This is a genomic window from Bartonella gliris, assembly GCF_045277155.1.
GTDB lineage: Bacteria > Pseudomonadota > Alphaproteobacteria > Rhizobiales > Rhizobiaceae > Bartonella > Bartonella gliris.
The window spans coordinates 1,087,682-1,110,222 of record NZ_CP123962.1; the positions used below are offsets into that span (position 1 = coordinate 1,087,682).

Sequence of the window (22,541 nt, forward strand, 5' to 3'; positions counted from 1 at the left end):
CTATAAAGCTGGGAACCATTGATAGCATCGGTCGATTTTTCTGAAACCGCTCCTTCTTTAACACCAGACAGGGTCCGCGTTGCATGATCAGTGTTTGCAATATTAATGCTCGTACCACTTTTTCGCTACCAATGCTGATAACATGTGTCTTGTCATCTTGTTTAACAAGGCTATCGCCTACTACTTTGTCAATCTCCTTGTTAATCTCTTTATGAATATTCGTGAAAGAGCTACCAACTCCTGCAAAAGCTTCCGCTACATTACTATAGCTCTTCTCTTCATCATGTCCTTCAGAGTTGATCGTTTTAAGCGTGAAACTTGGTGCTGTCCACTTTCCTTCTGCATATCCAGCACCACCACCGAAATACGTCGCAACCGTCTTATTCATTGAATAAAGCTGGGAACCATTTACCGCATCTGTCGATCCTTCTGAAACCTTGCCAGCATGTACACCGGAAAGAGTACGTTCCGTACCATCAGTGTTTGCAATATTAATGCTTGTGCCACCTTTTTCGCCACCAATGCTGATAACATGCGTCTTGTCATCTTGCTTAACAAGGCTATCACTGACAACTTTGTTGATCTCATTCTTAACTTCATTGTGAATATTCTTGAAAGAAGTACCAACTCCTGCAAAAGCTTCCGCTACACTCTCATAGCTCTGCTCTTCAACATCACTACCATCTTCCTTGACGGTCTTAACCTTGAAACTTGGAGTTGTCCATGCACCATTCTCATAGCTAGCATCACCGCCTAAAGACTTCGCAACCTCAGTACCCAATTTATGAAGCTGTCCACCTGTAATAGCATCCGTTGAGCTTTCATTAATTGCTCCATCTAAAAGAGATGTAAGCTTGCTGTTGCCTCTTTGGTCTCCTTCTCCATGAAGAGCAACAAAAGCTTGTTCTTCCTTACTCCACGACAATGAATCCTGTGCTACGCCTTCAGACACTTCCTTAATACGCTGGTTCACATTCTTGATATTCGTATCAAGACCTGCAAAGGCTGCACCAACGTCTTTAAATTCGTCCTCTTCTACCTTACCCTCTGTAGAAATCTTAGATAATTTATAGGTTGGACCAGTAAAAGCGCCATCTTTAAAAGAAGTATCTCCTCCCAAGAATTTGGCAACATCTTCAGAGACTTTATTAATCTGAGAACCATTGATTGCATCATGAGAATCCTTGGCAATCTTACCCTCAGCAATATTATGGAGACCAACGGGAGCAGAATCTTTACCCTTCCCAAAAGTCACACTGCCATAATTAGTTTTACCATCTGAATCCTTATCGTAGAGAACAACCGCAGAATCTTCAGACTGAAGAGTATCAGAGAGTTCCTTCAACCTTTTATCAAGCTGACCCTTATTAACTGCTTCATTATCATTCGCTGCCGCCTTCACACCAGAAAGAGTCCGGTCTTTGCCTTCATTGTTCGCAAGAGTGATTTCTGTACCACCTGTCTCTCCACCAATCTTGATAACCTTTGTTTCTGCATCTTGCTTAACAAAGCTATCGGCTACAACTTTGTCAATCTCCTTGTTAATCTCATTATGAATATTCGTGAAAGAGGTACCAACACCCTCAAAAGCAGCTGCTACACTCTCATAGCTCTGCTCTTCAACCGCACTACCATCATCCTTGACGGTCTTAACCTTGAAAGTAGGAGCCGTCCATGCACCATTCTCATAGCTAGCATCACCGCCTAAAGACTTCGCAACACTGCTGCCAAGAGAATAAAGCTGACCACCATTCACCGCATCATGTGAACCATCAGTTATTTTACCTTCAGCTACATTACGCAGAGCAACAGTGCCTTCCTTCGGATTTCCAAAAGTTACACTGGTTTGTTTAGCTTTACGAGCGGATCTCGTAAGTGCATCGAGACCTTCTGAAGCTTCTTCTGTATCGTAGAAAACTGCCACAGAACGCACTTCTTCAATTTCATTAGAAAGTTTGTCCACGTTTTCATCAAGCTGCGCTTTATTAACTGCTTCATTGGTGTTCTCTGCCTTTTTTACGCCAGAGAGGATTCTATCTTGACTATCCTTATCAGCAATAGTGATTGTAGCACCCTCTTTTTCGCCACCAATTTTGATGAGTTTCTTCTCTTCATCCCACTTAACAAGGCTATCACCTTTTACATTGGTAATTTCATTGTTAAGCTCTTGGTGAACATTCGTGATAGAAGCACCTACACTAGCCAAAGCATCCGCTACAGTTTTATAGTCCTTCTCTTCAGCTTCAGTGCCATCAGAATTAATAGTTTTAACCGTGAAAGTAGGAGCTGTCCATTGACCACTATCATACTTAGCGCCACCGCCAAAATAAGTTGCAACCTTATCGCCTAATGAATGAAGCTGATGGCCTGTAATAGCATCAGTGGAACTTTCAGAAACTGTTCCAGCCAAAATAGATGTAATCTTGCTGTTGGCTTTATTCTCTCCATGCTTTGCAACAAAAGCCTGCGCATCGTTGTCCCATAACAAAGAATCTTGCGCAACACCTTGAGATACTTCCTTAATACGCTGGTTTACATTCTTGATATTTGTATCAAGCCCCTCAAAAGCACTTCCAACATTATCATAGCTAGTTTTTTCTGCAGCGCCATCTTCAGAAATCTTAGATAATTTATAGGTGGGGCCTGTGAAAGTACCATTATTAAATGCAGCTTCACCACCTAGGTATTTCGCAATATTTTGAGAAATCGTATTAACCTGACCACCGGTGATTGCATCATGTGAACCCTCACCAATAGCACCATCTGCAACATTATGAAGTGCAACAGCTGCAGAATTTTGACCTTTCCCTAAAGTCACGCTCGCATAATTAATAGTGTTATTGTCATCACCTTTTTTATCGTAGTGAACAACAGCTGAATCATCAGACTGAAGACTGTTGGAAAGATCCTTTAAACCTTTCTCAAGCTGACCCTTATTAACAGCATCATTGTTATCTTTTGCATCCTCTACGCCAGAAATTACTCGTTTCATACCGCTTTTGTTTGCAACATTGATTACAGTACCATTTGTTTCATTACCAATAGTAATAGGATCAGTGTCTTTATCCTGCTTAACAAGGCTATCGCCTATTACTTTGTTAATCTCATTCTTAACTTCTTTATGAAGATCCGTGAAAGAGCTACCAACACCTGCAAAGGCAGAAGCTACATCGCTGTAAGACTCCTCACTCTCAGTACCATCAGACTTTACGATTTTAACCTTGAATGTAGGTTCGCTCCATTGGCCATTGTCATACTTGGCGTTACCGCCTAAGGACTTCGCAACCCCAGTACCCAATTTATGAAGCTGGTTACCCGCTACTGCATCCGTTGAGCTGTCATTAATTGCTCCATCTAAAAGTGATGTAATCTTGCTATTGGTTTTGCTATCTTTTTCACCATGCGTCGCTACAAAGGCCCCTTCTTCCTTGCCCCACAACAAAGCGTCACCCTGAACTGTGGTAATATCTTTTTCAATCTCATTCTTAATCTTCGCGAATGAATCTTTAACATTCTCGAAAGAAGCACCTACACCTTCAAAAGCAGAAGCTACATTGTCATAAGACTCCTCAGTCGCTGTGTCATCAGAATTGAATTTCTTAACCGTGAATTTAGGAGCGGTCCATTGGCCTTCTGCATATCCAGCACCACCACCAAAATATGTTGCAACCTTATTGCCTAATGAATGAAGCTGATTGCCCGCTACTGCATCTGTTGAGCTTTCAGAAATATCTCCATTTTGAAGAGACGTAATCTTGCTACTTGTTTTTGCTGTTCCTTCTGCCCCATGCGTCGCTACAAAGGCCTTTTCAGCATCACTCCACAACAAAGCATCGCCTTTTACTTCTTTAGAAATATTCGTGATTTTTTCATCAAACTTTTTGACCTCATTTGCTAGATGAGTGTTCACATTCTTGACACTCGTATCAAGCCCAGCAAACGCACTACCAACATCACTATACGAACTTTCTGTTACTGTACCATCTTCAGAAACATTAGAAATCTCGTAAGTCGGGGCTGTAAAAGTGCCATCTTTAAATGTTGCACTCCCACCAAAATATGTCGCAACCTTGTCGCCCAATGAATGAAGCTGGTCACCATTTACGGCATCATGAGAATCCTTGGCAATCTTACCATTACCAACATTACGCAAAGCAACAGTGCCTTCCTTCGGATTTCCAAAAGTCACACTGGTTTGTTTAGCTTTACGAGCGGATCTCGTAAGCGCACTGAGCTCTTCTGCATCTTCTTCTGTATCGTAGAAAACTGCTACAGAACGAACTTCCTCAATATCCTTAGAAAGCTTGTCCACGTTTTCATCAAGCTGGGCTTTGTTAACGGCTTCGTCGTTCTGTTCTGCAGCCTTTATACCAGAGAGTGTTCTAGTCTTACTATCCTTATCAGCAATAGTGATTGTATTACCGTATTTTTCTGCACCAATCTTGATTATTTGCTTATCTTCATCCCACTTAACAAGACTATTACTGACCACATTGGTAATATCATTTTTAATATTCGTGAGAGAACTGCTAACACCAGCCAATGCATCCGCCACATTGGTATAGCTTTTATCCTCACCTTCACTGCCATCTGCATTGACAGTTTTAAGCGTAAAACTTGGAGCGGACCATTCTCCATTCGTATATCCAGATCCACCGCCAAAAGACTTCGCAACCTTATCGCCCAATGAATAAAGCTGAGAGCCATTTACTGCATCCGTTGAGGCTGCAGAAATGCCTCCATTTGCAAGAAACGTAATCTTGCTATTGGTTTTTTCCTCTCCATGTTTTGCAACAAAGGCTAACGCACCCTTATCCCATGACAAAGAATCCTGTGCAACACCTTGAGATACTTCCTTAATACGCTGGTTTACATTCTTGATATTTGTATCAAGCCCCTCAAAAGCACTTCCAACATTATCATAGCTAGTTTTTTCTGCAGCGCCATCTTCAGAAATCTTAGATAATTTATAGGTGGGGCCTGTGAAAGTACCATTATTAAATGCAGCTTCACCACCTAGGTATTTCGCAATATTTTGAGAAATCGTATTAACCTGACCACCGGTGATTGCATCATGTGATCCCTCACCAATGGTACCATCAGCTACATTATGGAGACCTACAGCTGCAGAATCTTTACCTTTCCCTAAAGTCACGCTCGCATAATCAATAGCATTATTGTCATCACCTTTTTTATCGTAGTGAACAACAGCTGAATCATCAGACTGAAGACTGTTCGAAAGATCTTTCAAGCCTTTATCAAGCTGTCCTTTGTTAACGGCATCATTGTTATCTTTTGCATCCTCTACGCCAGAAATCACCCGATTCACACCGTTTTTGTTTGCAACATTGATTACAGTGCCATTTGTTTCTTTACCAATAGTAATAGAATCAGTGTCTTTATCCTGCTTAACAAGGCTATCACCTTCTACTTTGGTAACCGCATTATTAATCTCTTTGGTAATTGCGTTATGAAGATCCGTGAATGAAGTACCTACACCTGCAAAGGCAGAAGCTACATCCTGATATTCTTTATCTTCTTCAGTACCATCAGCTTTGATAGTTTTAAATTTAAAAGTTGGGGTATTCCAGTTTCCATTTCCAAAGTCAGCACCACCGCCAAAAAAAGCAGCCACCTTGCCACCTAGTGTATTTATCTGACCACCATTCACTGCATCTGTTGAGTCTTTACTTAAATCTCCCCCGGCAAGAAATTTAATTTTGCTCCTATTTTTGTTGTTGCCTTCCCCATGCCGTGCAACAAAAGCTTCTTCCTCCTTGCTCCATAATAAAGAATCCTGAGCAACACCCTGAGAAACATCTTTAATGCGCTGATTCACATTCTTGATATTTGTATCAAGACCTTCAAACGCTTTTCCTACCTCTGTGAAAGAATTGTCTGTTACATCACCATCTTTAGAAATCTGAGATAATTTATAAGTAGGACCTGTAAAAGCGCCATCTTTATAACCAGCGCCACCACCAAAATATGTCGCAACCTTATCACCCAATGAATAAAGCTGAGAGCCATTTATTGCATCCGTTGAATTTGCAGAAATTTCCCCATTCTGAAGAGATGTAATCTTGCTGCTATTTTTATTCTCTCCATGCGTCGCTACAAAGGCCTTATCAGACTCGCTCCACAACAAGGCGTCACCTTGAACAGTAGCAATTTCTTTTTTAATTTCATTTGTAATATTCGTGAATGAAGTACCTACACCTTCAAAAGCAGAGGCAACATCATTATAGCTTTTGTCTTCAATTTCAGCACCATCAGCTTTGACAGTTTTAACCTTGAAAGCAGGAGCTACCCATTGTCCATTCTCATACTTAGCTCCACCACCAAAATAGGTAGCAACCTTATCGCCTAGTGAATGAAGCTGGGAACCATTGACTGCATCCGTTGAATTTTCTGCAATTTTACCTATGCCGACATTACGCAAAGCAACAGTGCCCTCACTCGGATTTCCAAAAGTCACACTCTTCTTATTCGCTTTACGCGCTGATCTGGTAAGTGCACTGACTTCTTCGGTATCTTCTTCTGTATCGTAGAAAACCGCTACAGAACGGACGTCCTCAATATCTTGAGAAAGCTTGATCACATTTTCATCAAGCTGGGCTTTGTTAACGGCTTCGTCACTCTTTTCTGCAGCCTTCACGCCAGACAGAATTCGACCCTTGCTATCCTTATCGGCAATAGTGATTGTATTACCACCTTTTTCTGCACCAATCTTGATTATTTGCTTCTCGTCATCCCATTTAACGAGGCTATCACCTTTTACATTGGTAATTTCATTTTTTACATTGGTAATCTCATTTTTTACATTCGTGAATGAATCACCAACACCTTCAAAAGCAGAAGCAACATCATGATAGGTCGCATCAGAGACACTGCCATCATTCTTGAAGGATTTAACCGTGAATGTAGGAGCAGTCCATGTGCCTTCGGCATATCCAGCGCCACCGCCAAAATAGGTAGCAACCTCTGTGCCTAATGAATAAAGTTGAGAGCCATTTACTGCATCCGTTGAGGTTGCAGAAATTTCCCCACTCTGAAGAGATGTAATCTTGCTGCTATCTTTATTCTCTCCGTGCTGCGCTACAAAAGCATTAGCAGTTTCACTCCAGTTCAATGAATCACTTTTTGCATCCGCAATCTCTTTGGTGATTTCATTCTTAATCTTCGTGATAGAATTATTCACATTTGTGAAAGAAGTACCAACACCTGCAAAAGCAGAAGCAACATTATTATAGCTTTTGTCTTCTGTTTTGCCATCTTCTGTGACGCTCTTAACTGTGAATGTAGGAGCAGTCCATGTGCCATTCTCATAGCTAGCAGTCCCACCTAAAGACTTCGCAACCTCGGTGCCAAGAGAATGAAGCTGGGAACCATTGATTGCATCACGTGAATCCTTGGCAATCGCGCCATCAGCAACATTATGAAGACCTACGGGGTCTTTATCTTTACCACCCAAGGTTACACTCTTATAATTAATCGTGCTATTTTCATCACCTGTTTTATCGTAATGAACAACAGCAGATTCATCAGACTGAAGACTGTTAGAAAGCTTCTCTAAACTTTCATCAAGCTGACCTTTGTTAACCGCTTCATTATCCTTTGTAGCGGTCTTCACACCAGAAAGTATCCTATCCCCTTTGTCCTTATTGGCGATATTGATTTCTGCGCCTTCTGCTGCTGCACCAATAGTGAGAAGATGCGTTGTTTTATCTTGCTGAACAAAGCTTTCGCTTTCCACTTTGTTAATCACATTGTTAACCTGCTCAGTAAATTTATTCTGAACATTCGTAAGAGAAGTACCAACTCCAGTCAAAGCACTCGCAACATCATCATAAACCTTATCTTCAGAAACACCGTCATCCTTAACGGATTTAACTGTGAATTTAGGAGCGGTCCATGTACCTTCTGAATAGCCAGCACCGCCACCAAAATAGGTAGCGACATTCTGGTTTGTCTCAAAAAGTTGGGAACCATTGACGGCATCATGAGAATCCTTGGCAATCTTACCATCGGCTACATTATGCAAGGCAACAGGGCCTTCCTTCGGATCTCCAAAAGTCACACTCTTCTTATTCACTTTACGTGCAGATCTGGTAAATGCACTGACTTCTTCGGTATCTGCTTCCTCATCATAAAGAACTGCCACAGAGCGCACATCTTCAATTTTGTCAGAAAGAGTGGTTACATCTTGATCAAGTTGCGCTTTGTTAACGGCATCAGTACCATCAGTACCTTTTGCTAATCCTGTTATTTTTTTACTACCAGCGCCAATACCATCGGTCGTTATTTTTGGACCACCCGTAATTACTAAGCCCGTTGCATCTAAGGTATTGCCTCCAACTTTTGCACTACTCAACATAACATCTTTGGCAAGATCGAATTTTAGCTTATTGTCTTTATCGCCTTTTGTAATATTCAAGTTGTTACTTCCAGCAGAAAAATCTACATCACCATCCATAAGAACAGTCGTACCATTTGCACCGCCAACAGATAGTTTCCAACCGTTTTCTTTTACGAATCTTTTTAAATCTCGCAGCTGAGTGACATTTACTGCGTCAGTTGCTTCACTGCCAGCTGCTACCCCTGTAATTTGCCGCGTTTTTTTGTTACCATCATCACCAACACTTACAGCACCCAGTGTACTTTGCCACTGAGATCCGTTATTTTTTGCAACTTCGTCCACCAGTGAAGGAGCATAACCAAACTTACCAGCAGCCCTATTAGCTACAGAATCTCTCCCTAGAGCAACGCCATTTTCCACCCCAACTACAGAATCTACACCTATAGCGACAGCTCCCTCTTCCTTTGCTTTCGAATAAAACCCAAGAGAAATGGCATACTTACTAATTGCCTGTGAGCGATGACCAAGAGCAGTCGAACCATACCCTAAAGCCTTAGAAACAGCCCCCACAGCCGTTGAATAGTCAGCCTTCGCGGTTGTATAATCGTTCTCCCCACCATTCTCCTCATTATATTCTGAACCTATTGCGACACTGCTTCGACCCATAGCGTGAGCCATGTAACCTATAGCAATGCTATCGACTTGATTTGATGCCTGCGCTTTATAACCTAAAGCAATACCCCTACCCCCCATTGAATTTGCTTCAGCACCTATGGCTATACCATACAGCGCCTCCTTTGTTGCAGATGCATTGTAACCAAGAACAATCCCCTTTTCTGCATAATTCTTCGCGCCGTAACCAAGAGCCATTGCATAATTACCAGTTGCAAGTACTCTATTTTTTTCATCAATATCCTGGGTTGCACTTCCACTAATAGTTCCAACACCACCGATTGCAATGCTATAAACTCCTTCCGTTTTTGCCCCCCGCCCCAAAACAACAGAACCATACGATCCTGGTACTGCTTCTGCCCCAAAACCGATAAGAACATTCCAACCGTTTTCAGCTTTTGCACCATACCCGATAACAACAGAACCATGTGCACCTTTCTCACCATTACTAGAAGCCGCATCGTCACCAATAACAACAGTCCACTTGCTACCTTTCTCAACAATCCCATCACCCAAAATAGTATTGTTGTTTTTAGCACGTTGCATTCCTGCAGTTCCACCCCGCAAAAGGTCAGAAATATTAACAAGCATTGCATTCTCATCATTGTAAACAAACTGCTGGGCTGTAGAGCTATCAGAAACAGACAACTGACGATTAGTGAAGACTCTTTCATATCGTTCCTCTTTACTTACCTCCCCTTTCGATAAATTATCACCCTCTGCCGTCAGAACATTTATTACAGAGCTCTCATCACTCGGACCTAGAAGAGTTCTGGTCAAAAAATTTGCATAGTCTTCAGAAGCATTTACCTTAGATGTTAAAGCAACATTCAGCGCTTTTAAATAATTTTTCTTATCATCCTTATAGCCATCATACGCAGAAAGAATGCTTTGAGGATAAGCAACAACAATACCCTTGGCACCTTCAAAAGATGCGTTTCTAAAATCAGAATTTGCTGAAAAGCTAGGAGAAACATTTGACAAAAAAGCCACCATTGCAGCAAATGAAACACCCTTAACCAGAGAGAGTGGATAAGGAGAACGAAGAGATTTTACGTCATTGCGCGCTAGTGTGGTATAGAATTTTTTCATAAGAAATTCTCCAAGTCAGGAAAAACATATTCAGAACATCAAAAAGACACATTTCAGCGCTAGTAGGATTTTAGTGGTATGGTTTTTGTCTGTTCTATAAAGGTTTATGGTTATTGTGATGAGCAAAAAGGCTCTCTAAAGCTCCACTGAGGTCGCGTGAGATCGTAGTTTATATTTATTGCCCATTAGGGCGATGGAGTTTTGGTTTTTTCCACCTGTAAGTGGGTTGTTCTTTTTGCAACAAAGCCCCTGAATTTTGGGGTGAAAAAAATGTGACAGACATAAAAAAGACATATTTGTACGCTATTATTTGTTAAGTATAGGGTTTGTGGTTTTCGATGTTAAAAAGATTCGTTTTGTGTGTTTAAAGGTTATAAAAGTGTTTATTCGAGAAAAAATGAAGTTGTTTATGGTTTAAAGTACTTTAAAGAAAAATAATGGTTATGTAATTTTCTCATCATTCATCGCTCCTCCCCTTGCGAGAGAGTCTTTTAATATTTTTACCAAAATGAGTCTTATTAATGACTATTTTATGGTCTATAGACTATTAGCTAAAATAGCAAGAAGAAAATGGATTTAATTATTTTCACACAATGAGTCTTTTATTCCTTATAAAATTGATTATAGTTGCATGCACTGTAGGTTTTTATAGAAATACTGTTGTATCGTTGTGTTTTAAATATCCCCGTTTCGATCAAACTGAGTCTTATGTAATTACTGATGCTACTGCTATGTACTTAATCACCGCCACTGCCGCATACGTTGCATACAGAACAAATAAATAAAGCAAATAAATAAAATAGTAAAAATGAGATTTTTGATTTCTTTAAGCATATCCCCCCAATGGATATTTCTATTCATAAAATTATAAAATGTACAATTTTAAAATAACTGTGTGATTACACAATTAAACTACAGTAGCAATTACGCAATCTGTTAATTCATATGAGAAAATTACTCTGCATTTGTAAAATTTTTGTTAAAGTGATTCACTTTAAATAAAATCAGCCTCACTAAGACTATTGCTATAGAATACATTGTTATGAGACTTTATAAATATACGACTCTATCAGTTTCCATGAGGTGCTCATGAGGTGCCATGAGTGCTGGGTAAAATATTCCTTCTCTAGAATAGAAAATTTCGCCCTTGCATCATCAGACAAGGACGAAAATTTTGTTCAATTGCAGTTTCTTGTATTATTTGAGTTTCAGAGTTATTCCGCCACCTACTCCCCAATGACCTCCGGCACTCGTCGCAGATATGTTAGAGCGGATTTTTCCATCTTCAGACGTATAACCTGCACCAAAAGCAAATGCCGATTGACCATGCCATGCGCCACTACCAAATGAAACACTTAAAGATCCAGGATCGTCGAAGTAACGTAAGTTAGACACTGCCAAACCAATCGCTGCTGCTTGTCTTGCCTCTTTGCGAACATTCTTAATATCATAACTTAAAAGATTAAACTTCATATTAGTATATTGGTTAGACCGATCAACGGCATCATCTATGGCATTCACAACGATATTATTCACACGATGATCTGTGTAATGCTTTGCATCATCAAGAACAACCTTCAGCTCCGCTGCTCCGTGTAATCATGCAGTTGCCCACCATTAACAGCTTCTTTCGAGCATTTCAATACGGCCATCAGCAACATTATCAATCATGACAGGTTCACCAGGATTCCACCCGCTAAAGTGATCTTATGGTTTTCTCGCCATCTGCATCTCTTATCACTTCAACCGCATCTTGCACATGCTTATCAATATTATTTACCTTGTTTTCAATTGTGTTGACTTTGTTTTCAACCGCTGTAACCTTCTGATTTGTCTCCCAAAGCTGACCTCCATTCACCACTTCTTGCGAGCCTTTTGCAATTTTACCATTGGCAACGTTATCAATCCTGCTCACTTTACCATTGTGACTAGCGTCATACGCTTTTTTCTTTTCATTCCACTGTAAACCATTAGAGGCTACGTTCTGTTCAACATCATGAATACGATCGTTGATACTGGACATACTCTCATTAACACCATCAAAAGCACTCGCTACATTATTATAGCTCTTCTTCTCACCAGAGCTACCGTCGCCCTTGAATTGCGCTATCTTGAAGGTAGGAGCAGTCCATTTTCCATCCTTATATTTAGCACCACCACCAAAATAAGTAGCAAGCTTGTTGCTCATCGAATAGAGTTGCGAACCATTAACGGCTTCTGTCGAGGATTCAGAAATCTCTCCTTTTTCAAGAAACTTAATTTTGCTCTTGGTTTTTCCTGCTCCATGCTGCGCAACAAATGCTTGCGCATCATCGTTCCACAATAAGGCATCGCCTTTTACTTCTTTTGAAATATTATTTACTTTTTCAGTAAAAGTATTAACCACATTCGTTAGATGGCTATTCACATTCTTGACGTTCGCATTAAGACCAACCAATGCAGAACCAACATTATCATAGTCCTTCTGCTTTGCCTCACCAATAACAGAAATCGTCGATAAACTATACTTTGGTCCCACAAAAGCACCATTCTTGAATGAGGCACCACCACCAAAATAAGTAGCAAGCTTGTTGCTCATCGAATAGAGTTGCGAACCATTAACGGCTTCTGTCGAGGATTCAGAAATCTCTCCTTTTTCAAGAAACTTAATTTTGCTCTTGGTTTTTCCTGCTCCATGCTGCGCAACAAATGCTTGCGCATCATCGTTCCACAATAAGGCATCGCCTTTAAGTCCTTCAGTAATATTCGTGATTTTTTCGTCAAACTTTTTGACCTCATTCGTCAGATGAGTATTCACATTCTTGACACTCGTATCAAGCCCAGTAAAGACCGCACTAATATCGCTATACGAATTATTTGTTACTTTACCTTCAGCATCAACACTAGAAACATTATATGTTGGTTTTTGAAAAATGCCCTCACTAAATGTCGCACCACCACCCAAGAATTGTGCAACATCTTCAGCTATTTTATTAATCTGGCTGCCGTTGACCGCATCATGAGAATCCTTGGCAATCTCACCATCAGCAACATTATGAAGAGCAACAGGAGCGGCATCTTCACCCTTCCCAAAAGTCACACTACCATAATCAGTTTTACCATCTTTTGTTTTATCGTAAAGAACAACAGAAGAATCTTCAGACTGAAGAGTATTCGAAAGACTTTCTAAACTTTTATCAAGCTGCGCTTTGTTAACGGCTTCATTGTCTTTTGTTGCCGCCCGCACGCCAGAAATAGTGCGCCCCGAACCGCCAGAACCTGCAACACTAATTTCAGTACCAGCTGTTGCCTTACCTATAGTGATAATACCTGATGTACCTTTCTCTTGTTGCACAAGGCTCGTTTTTGCCATTTCGGAAATCTTACTATCAAGCCTTGTAATAGAAATATTCACACCTGTAAAAGCAGAACCAATATCGTGATATTCCTCATTCTGAATAAGATAAGACGGTTCTATACCTGCAAGTACATCTGCACCACCACCAAAATATTTTGATGCATTTTGAGCCATCTTGAAGAGTTGCGAACCATTCACCGCATCCGTTGAGTTTTCAGTTGTCTCTCCATTTGCAAGAAATGTAATCTTGCTCTTGGTTTTTCCTGCTCCGTGTTGTGCTACAAATGCTTTATCCGTTTCGCTCCACAACAAGGCATCACCTTTTACTTCTTGTGAAATATTTGTGATTTTTTCATTAAACTTCTTTACCTCATTTTCCAGATGAGTATTTACATTCTTGACACTCGTATCAAGCCCTTCCAAAACGTCACCAACATTATTGTATTCCTTCTCAACAATAGTACCACTCGCGTCACGCTGAGAAATCTTGAAAGTAGGAGCTTGCCATTTGCCTTTCTCATACTTAGCGCCACCACCAAAATAATCAGCAATATCGAGAAACCCAACAGTTATTCTATGATCAACCGCAAAGACATTTTTATTAACCGCATCCAAAGCTGCACCAACATCACTATATTTCAGCTTTTTTACTGCACCATCTTCATCAATAGTAGTCAAATCATATTTTGGTCCACTAAAGGCACCTTCCTTAAATGAGGCGTTACCACCAAAAAACTTTGCAACATCCTGAGATATTTTATGAATCTGACCACCATTTATTGCATCAGTCGACCCTTGGGAAATCGTGCCATCTTTAACATTCAAGAGAGCAACTGGTCCTGGATTATTTTTATCGCCCAGAGTAATACTCTTATAATTAACAGTATTATCACTGTTTTTATCGTAGAGAACGGCAAAATTATTCGCTTCTTTAACGACGTTAATACTGTTAGTAATATCTGCAATTGTACCATCGAGTTGTTTTTTATTAACAGCTTCATCATCATTCTCTGCTGCTTTTACACCAGAGATTGTTCTGCTTTCACCGGATTTGTTTTCAATATTAATTACAGAACCATCTCTTTCCTTACCAATATTGATAAGATTCTGTTCTTTATCCCATTTAACGAGGATGTTGTTTGTAATACTATCAACGACATCTGCAATCTGATCCTCGAGTTGCTGTTTATTAACAGCATCGGTACCTTCCTCCCCTGCCTTCACTCCTCTAATCGTTTCATCGCCAGCATAAATGCCATCAAAAGTCATGCTTGGACCTTGGTTATTAGCAAACAGAAAGCCATCATCACTCATTACGCTTCTTCCTGTCGTGACACTCGTCACTTTAATATTATCAGCCAAATCAAACTTTACATTATTTACATTATTGTCTTGCTCACCTTTTGTAATTGTAACCGTAAGGTTGTCACTGGTAGCTGAAAAATCTACTGTGTTTTCTATACCAACAACTGTAGCATTAGCCCCGCCAACAGACAGCTTCCAACCTTGGTCTACATATTGTTGTAACGCTTTTAGCTGTGCAACATTCACGGCATCATACAATTCAGTACCAGCTGCTACTCCTGTAATCTGGCGCGATTTTTTTTTCTCAATATCACCAACACTGACAGCACCTAATGTACTATACCATGTGAAGCCATCATCTGCTATCGGGTCTGCAAATTCTATCGGGTCTGCATGTAAAGGACTATAACCAGTCTTTCCAGCAGCAGTCTTCGCAACAGAATTACCTCCTAAAGCAACACTTCCTCTCACTAACGCTTCAGCAGAACCACCCAAAGCAACAGCATAGTTTTCCTTTACTTTTGCAAAAGCCCCTACAGCAAGGCCAAATGCACCAGATGCCCATGAACGGTGACCAACAACTGTCGAGACATACCCTAAAGACTTCGAAACAGAACCTAAAGCGGTCGAATAGTCACCTGTCGCCATTGTATGATCGTCCATACCTTTTTCATCTTGACCCTTATCTTTAAATTCAGAACCTATTGCAACGCTGCTCCAACCTGTCGCATAAGCAGTTTTACCTATAGCAATAGCGTCTTGATATAGTGCTTTTGCCCACGGGCCTATAGCAATGGCACTATTACCATCTGTCTTGGCCTCATAACCTACTTGATAAGGGTGGCTCGTTTCAAAATTTAGATGATTTTCTCCCTGTGCTACCTTTTCGTTTCTATATGGGATGATTTCTGCGCCTCCAGATGGGATGCTTATTGCCCTTGCCATTGATTTCGTTGAATAATTATTTGGTGCCATTACTTGCCAAATTGTAGGCGCAAAAGATTCAATAAAAAACTCGGATTTCTTATTCACATTGTTAGTCTGTAAGACTTTAACGTTACCTTGCAAACCTTCAACACTTTCAGTCACATCCACATTCATCACATCGATATTCAATGCCTTTGAATCATTATCCGATGCTGTTTTTTTCTTACTTGCCGGCGTAGAAACTTTAACGGATTGATTTTTCTTATTCATCGTAACATTATGAGAGCGCACACCTTTAGTGTTTACAATCACACCGGCATTGACAAGCGAAATATTTGATAAAAATGCAACAACTACAGCTAACGAAACTCCTACAACTCCAGATAACGAAGAAGAAAAACGGGAATAATTCAAGTTACTCGCCGCTGTTGTGGTGTATAATTTTTTCATAATATTCTCCCCCAGTAATAACATATTTAAGCCATAAAAAGGATGCTCTCCAGCACTACAAAGCTTCTTTAGTTTTGTATGCATCCATGTTTTTACACACCGTGATTTTTTGAAGTGTGAATAAATTAAGGTATAAGCTGTCAATTTCTGCAGCATCTTTAAGGGGATTTAGGGGGCTATTTGTGAAAGTCAATTTTTAAACATAAAAAAATCGTATTTAATTATTTATGCGAATTCCGGCTTTTTCTCTTACTAAAAATGGCGCATAGTTTTTTAGCTATTATGCATTCAGGATCAGTATGGTTTTGCGTTTACTGATCACTCTTTTAATTTAGGAAAGAGTTTATCTTGCTCTAGTAGGATTTAGTCAATATATTGATTTATAATGATAATTTATTGTTTTGCATAATGAGATTCCTGAGTATCGTAGGCTTCTCTCATTTCAAGTCCTTTTATGATAAATCAGACAAAACCATTCTTTTGCACGTCGCAAGAAAGGATGACGTATGGGTAACAACAAGGGATCAACATATGGATGAAAAACTGCTTAAAAAGCAAAGTAAAAATGCCGCTTATGAACCGTCTCAAGCAAGAGCCGTCAGAAATATTGAGAGCTGGCAAATATATTAATAGTGCCGGCTCGTATTTCATTATAGGACTTGTATATAGTTTTTTACTAAAAAATTTTCTGCCCCTGCTTAATCAAAGCAAGGGCAAAAAGTGCGTTTTAAGAAAAGTTTTTATCAATTCAGTGTCATATTAAATCCTGCACCTACACCCCAATGTCCTCCAGAACTCGTTACCGACAAGTTAGAACGAATTTTTCCGTTTTCAGATGAATAACCAGCACCAAGAGCAAATGCAGATTGGTTACGCCATAGACCACTACCAAATGCAATACTTAACTTTCCAGGTGTGTCATTGTAACGCAAGTTCGATACTGCCAAACCAATGGCTGCAGCTTGTCTTGCCTCTTTGCGTACACCTTCTATAGTATAATTGAGCGCTTCAAACTTCATATCTGTATAGTGGTTAGCCTGATCAACAGCATCATCAATAGCATCGACAACGATATTCCTTACTCGTTGATCCGTATAATGCTTCGATTGATCAAGAACAATCTCCATCTGTTCTTTAGTGTAATCATGCAGTTGTCCACCATTCACAGCTTCTTTCGAGCCTTTTTCAATTTTACCATCAGCAAGATTATCAATCATGACAGGTTCACTCTCATTGCCGCCTGCTAAAGTGACTTTATTGGTCTTTTTGCCGTTTTCATCTTTGTCATAACTAACAACCCCATCAGCTATATTGTTAACCGTAGCTTCAATATTATCAACTTTGTTTTCAATATTGGTAACAGTATCACCAATATCGCCAATTGTGTTTGAAATATTGTCAACTCTGTTTTCGATATGTTTAATATCTTTTTCAACACCACTAATACGTTCATTGGTCTGCCAAAGCTGTCCACCATTGACTGCATCTGTCGAATCTTTTGCAATTTTGCCATTAGCTACATTGATAATCTTACTTGGTTGACCATTATGGCTAGCGTCATAGGCATCTTTTTCCTCATTCCACTTTAAAGCATCTGTATCAACTTTGTCTTCGATTTGATCAATGCGATTACTTATGTTTAACATACTATTATTGACACCACCAAATGCATCGGCAACATTTGTATAAGGTTTTTCAATGGCATTGCCATTAGCATAGTATTGCATAACTTTGAATTCAGGATTTATCCACTTTCCATTCTCATACTTAGCGCCACCACCAAAATAAGCAGCAAGCTGGTTACTCATGAGATAAAGCTGGTTACCCGTAATGGCATCCATTGAACCTTGTGCAATTCTGCCATCTTTGACATTGAGGAGAACCACTGGTCCCTCGCCCTGACCACCACCTAAAGTCACGCTACCATAATTGATGCTACCATCTTCATTTTTATCGTAGAGAACAGCAGCAGCATTTGCTTCTTTAATGCTTTTATCAAGTTGGTTTTTGTTAACAGCTTCATCACCCTTCTCTGCTGCTTTTACACCAGAAATTGTGCGAGCATTACCACTCTTATCTGCAATACTGATTTTAGTCCCACCGGTTGCTTTACCAATGGTAATAATACCTTCAGTGCCGCCTTCTTGCTTCACAAGACTATTTTTCGTTATATTAGAAATTTGATTGTGAATATTCGTGAAAGAGTTATTCACACCTTCAAAAGCATCAGCAACATTATAATAAGGTTTCTTAGCGGAAGTGCCATCAGCATTGAATTCGATAACTTGGAAAGTAGGAGCTCTCCATTCTTCTTTATCATCATATCCAGCACCGCCACCAAAATAAGTAGCAACATCCTTTATTGCATGGATTAAATGATGATTAACATTCCTGATATTTGTATCAAGCCCTGTCAAAGCTGAGCCAACATCATTATATTCTTTTTGTTTTTCCTTACTATCTTTATCAATAGTGGTTAAATTATATCTCGGTCCTACAAAAGCACCATTTTCAAATGCAGCACTTCCACCAAAAAACTTTGCAACATCCTGAGATATTTTATCAATCTGGCTGCCATTGATTGCATCGTGCGAATCTTTGTTAATTTTTCCATCTTTGACATTCAGGAGAGCAACTTGTCCTTTGCTTTTACTGCCTCCCAAAGTCACACTATCATAATTGACAGCACCATCTTTATCTTTATCATAGAGAACTGCAAAAGCACTTGCTTCCTTAATGACGTTAATCTTATCATTAATATCTACAATAGTGCCATCAAGTTGAGCTTTATTAACAGCCTCATTATCTTCCACCGCTGCTTTTACACCAGAAATTGTCCGAGCATCACCCGATTTATTTGCAATGTTAATTGTTGTGCCACCTCTTTCTTTACCAACAGTAATAGGACCATCCTCCTTATCTTGTTTTACAAGAATATTAAACTTAATACTGTCAGCGACCTCTGTTATAGTGTCCTCGAGTTGCTTTTTATTGACAGCATCATTATCTTCCACTGCTGCTTTTACACCCGTGATAATTCGATCTCCCTCACTGCCTGCAATATCAATTTTCGTACCATCTTTTTCAGCACCAATGGTGATAAGCTTCTGATCTTTGTCCCATTTAACAAGACCATTTCCTGTTACATTGTTAATCTGATTATAAATATCTGTGATAGATTTATCAACACCACCAAAAGCATCAGCAACATTATGGTGCTCCTTCTCAACAATAGTACCATCCGCATCACGCTGAGAAACCTTGAAAGTAGGAGCTTTCCATTCGCCTTTCTCATACTTAGCGCCACCACCAAAATAATCAGCAATATCAAGAAACCCAACGGTTATTCTATGATCAACCGCAAAGACATTTTTATTAACTACATCCAAAGCTGAACCAACATCAGGATAATTCTTTATACTTACTGTACCATCCTCTTCAATAGTAGTTAACTCATATTCTGGTCCTGTAAAGTCGCCATTCTCGAATGAGGCACCACCACCAAAGTATTTTGCAATTTTGCTACCTATAGAATAAAGTTGGGAACCATTTATTGCATCAGCTGAATTCTCATCAACCCCCCCATCTGCAACACCAGTAATAACCCGCTCATTGTCTGTATTATTTTTAACATTAATTATCTCGCCATCTTTTTTGGCACCAATGGTAATGAGCTTCTCATCTTCATCCCATTTAACAAGACTATTGTCTGCTACTTCTTGTATTTTCTCTTTTACTTTTTCCAACTGATTAAGATTAACTGCATCGAAGGGCAAAATACCTTCTGCTACATTTTTAATCTCTTTACTGCCAGCATCAATACCGCCATATGTTATACTTGGACCACGTTTAATCACTAAGCCATTATCAGTTATAGTAACTTCGTCCCCTACTTTTATTTTATTAACTTTAATAAATTTGTTTAAATCAAATGTTACCTCGTTATCATCGTCTTTTACAATGTTGATATTTTTGTGGCTATCCTTATCCGCAGCAGCTACAAACTTTACTGTACTTTCTGCCCCAATATTTGTAGGCTTTCCATCTTCAACGGCAAGTTTCCAACCTCCGCCTTCTGTTACCAAATCTTTTATATCTTGCAGCTGTTTATAATTCACTGCATCAGTACTTTCAGTTCCCGCTAGCACTCCTGTAATCTTTTTACCGCCAGCATTAATACCATCTACAGTTATTTTTGCCCCATTAGCGAATATAAAACCATCATCGCTTACAGTGCTTCTCCCTGCTGTAACACTCGTCACCCTAATATTATCACCCAAATCAAAGGTTACTTTATTGCCATCGCCTTTTACAATTTTAATATTTTTGTTATTTTCTTTGTCCTTAACTGCAACAAAATCCACTGTACTGCCAGCTTTAACATCTGTGGCACCTTCACCGTCAACGGCAAGTTTCCAACCTCCGCCTTCTGTTACCAAATCTTTTATATCTTGCAGCTGTTTATAATTCACTGCATCGGTATTGTCAGTGCCTTCTAACACTCCTGTAATCTTTTTACCGCCAGCATTAATACCTTCACTCTGTACGCTTGGACCACCAGTAATTACTAAGCCATCACTCTTTAAAGAACTGTTTCCTGTAGTAACACTCGTCAGTTTAAGATTATCACTCAAAGCAAATGTGACTTTGTGCTTATTATTATCTGCATTGTCCTTTTCAATCTTTAAGTTGTCTTGCCCCACGGCGTTGTCATTTTTCACTGAAAAATCTACAATACTGCCTCCTTTAACAGGTGTCTCATTTTTTCCATCAATAGAGAGTTTCCACTCTCCTGCTACCAAATCTTTCATAGCTTTCAGTTGTGCAACATTGACAGCATCAGTGTCTTTAGAACCAGCTGCAACTCCTGTAATCTGTCGTGTTAGATTACCATTACCACGGCCACCAACTTCACCAACACTAAAAGCACCTGTAGTGCTTTTCCATGCCATACCGGTTTCTGTCGCATCACCATCTAGATAAGGGTCATAACCAACAACCCCCTTGTCTCTATCAGAGACTGATCCCCCACCTATAGCAACACCATCAAAAACAGTTACTTGTGCATTTGCACCAATAGCAACAGAATCTGCCGTTTCAGCATACGTGTGTGTACCTATAGCAATCGCATTTTCCCCCTTCGCTGTTACTTTTCTTTCAGGATTAGAAGCCTCTGTTCTGTCAGAACGCCTGCTCCCTATTGCAATAGAACCTGAACCTTGAGCTTCCGCCTCTGAACCTATAGCAATCGCATAATTCTTTTCTGCCCTCGTCCTAGTCCCTAAAGCAACACTATTTTCACCTAATGCAGTTGCAAGTCCACCAATAGCAACCGTAGATTTCTCCTTCGCTTCTGATCCCACACCCATAGCAACACTTGCTCTACCGCTTGCAAGTGCAGAAACACCAAAAGCTTGTGCGCCCCCTGCCTTTGTAGTCGCTCCAGCACCAAAGGCTGTTGAATAATTCCCCGTTGCAGAAGACCCACAACCAGTAGCAAAAGAATAAACACCGTAAGCTTCAGGCATAACATTCATGAGACCATTAGTGATAGCAGTTCCCATATAGCCACCTCTTGGATCCGTAGCCCCATCAGCAAGCCAAGTAACCTTTTCAGTGGTCGTGCCATAAGGATTACGATCATGAAATTTTCTATCTTCGATAAATCTGTTATATTGCTCTTCTGCCGTTATTGAATTATTAGAGCTTTGAGTACTGCCACCACGTCCGACAACATTATCCACACCACAATAATCATCATCACCAGTCAAAACAATACTACCATGACTGCCCTTTTGATAAGACACGCTCGGCATATTCGAACTCTGAACAGTTGCTCCTGTTATCGCGAGGTTTGCCGCAAAAACAGGAGAAACGCTCGATAAAAGCGCAGCCATTGCTGTTCCTAATGAAACAGCTTTAATAAAATTTGGTGTTGAATGTAATTTTTTCATCATACCCCCCTCAAGAAAAATTTAATGCTGAAAACAGAGAAAAACATCATCACAGCAAGCAAAAGAAAACCCATCGCAAAACTCCTTTTGCGCAACCAGAAAACTCATAAAAAATCTAAAAGCCACCCCTTTCGATGCCAAAACCTGTTACGGCATCATCCTAAAATCTTTTTAAAAGAGATTAGATCTGAGAAAAAGCCATCGCCTCTTTAATAAAAAGGCTAAAAAAAATAAAAATATGCACTCTCTTAAATTATTGTATAATCCCTATCAAACATAGCGTAATCCGTTTTTTGTAAAAACGCTTTTTATAAAAAGTAATTTGTCTTTCAGATAAAGCGCACAAACGAAATGACAAGAGTATAATAAAATAATTTCTATTATTTTTTTGCGAAAAATAATCACCATATTGAAATACATTTTGCAATAAACGCTATCCTATAGT

The 22,541-nt window shown here is 39.7% G+C and carries 1 protein-coding gene and 4 pseudogenes; all 5 read right to left on the reverse strand.

Annotated elements, in window-relative coordinates:
• Positions 1-5: 5 nt before the first annotated feature.
• Positions 6-107 (reverse strand): annotated as a pseudogene (locus QHG54_RS04855) (hypothetical protein); the annotation flags it as partial.
• Positions 108-358: 251 nt separating this feature from the next.
• Positions 359-10,123 (reverse strand): annotated as a pseudogene (locus QHG54_RS04860) (hypothetical protein); the annotation flags it as partial.
• A gap of 1,197 nt (positions 10,124-11,320) precedes the next feature.
• Positions 11,321-12,701: pseudogene (locus QHG54_RS04865) on the reverse strand (Vomp family autotransporter); the annotation flags it as partial.
• A gap of 381 nt (positions 12,702-13,082) precedes the next feature.
• A pseudogene (locus QHG54_RS04870) lies at positions 13,083-16,298 on the reverse strand (hypothetical protein); the annotation flags it as partial.
• A 587-nt stretch (positions 16,299-16,885) separates the two neighbouring features.
• Positions 16,886-22,096 (reverse strand): Vomp family autotransporter, encoded by a 5,211-nt coding sequence (locus tag QHG54_RS04875; protein WP_406604536.1) that lies wholly within the window; start codon positions 22,094-22,096, stop codon positions 16,886-16,888.
• Positions 22,097-22,541 lie beyond the last annotated feature (445 nt).

Bases quoted from the DNA above. Each gene is read 5' to 3' on its own strand.
- QHG54_RS04875 (WP_406604536.1), bottom strand. From the start codon at position 22,096: ATGAAAAAATTACATTCAACACCAAATTTTATTAAAGCTGTTTCATTA.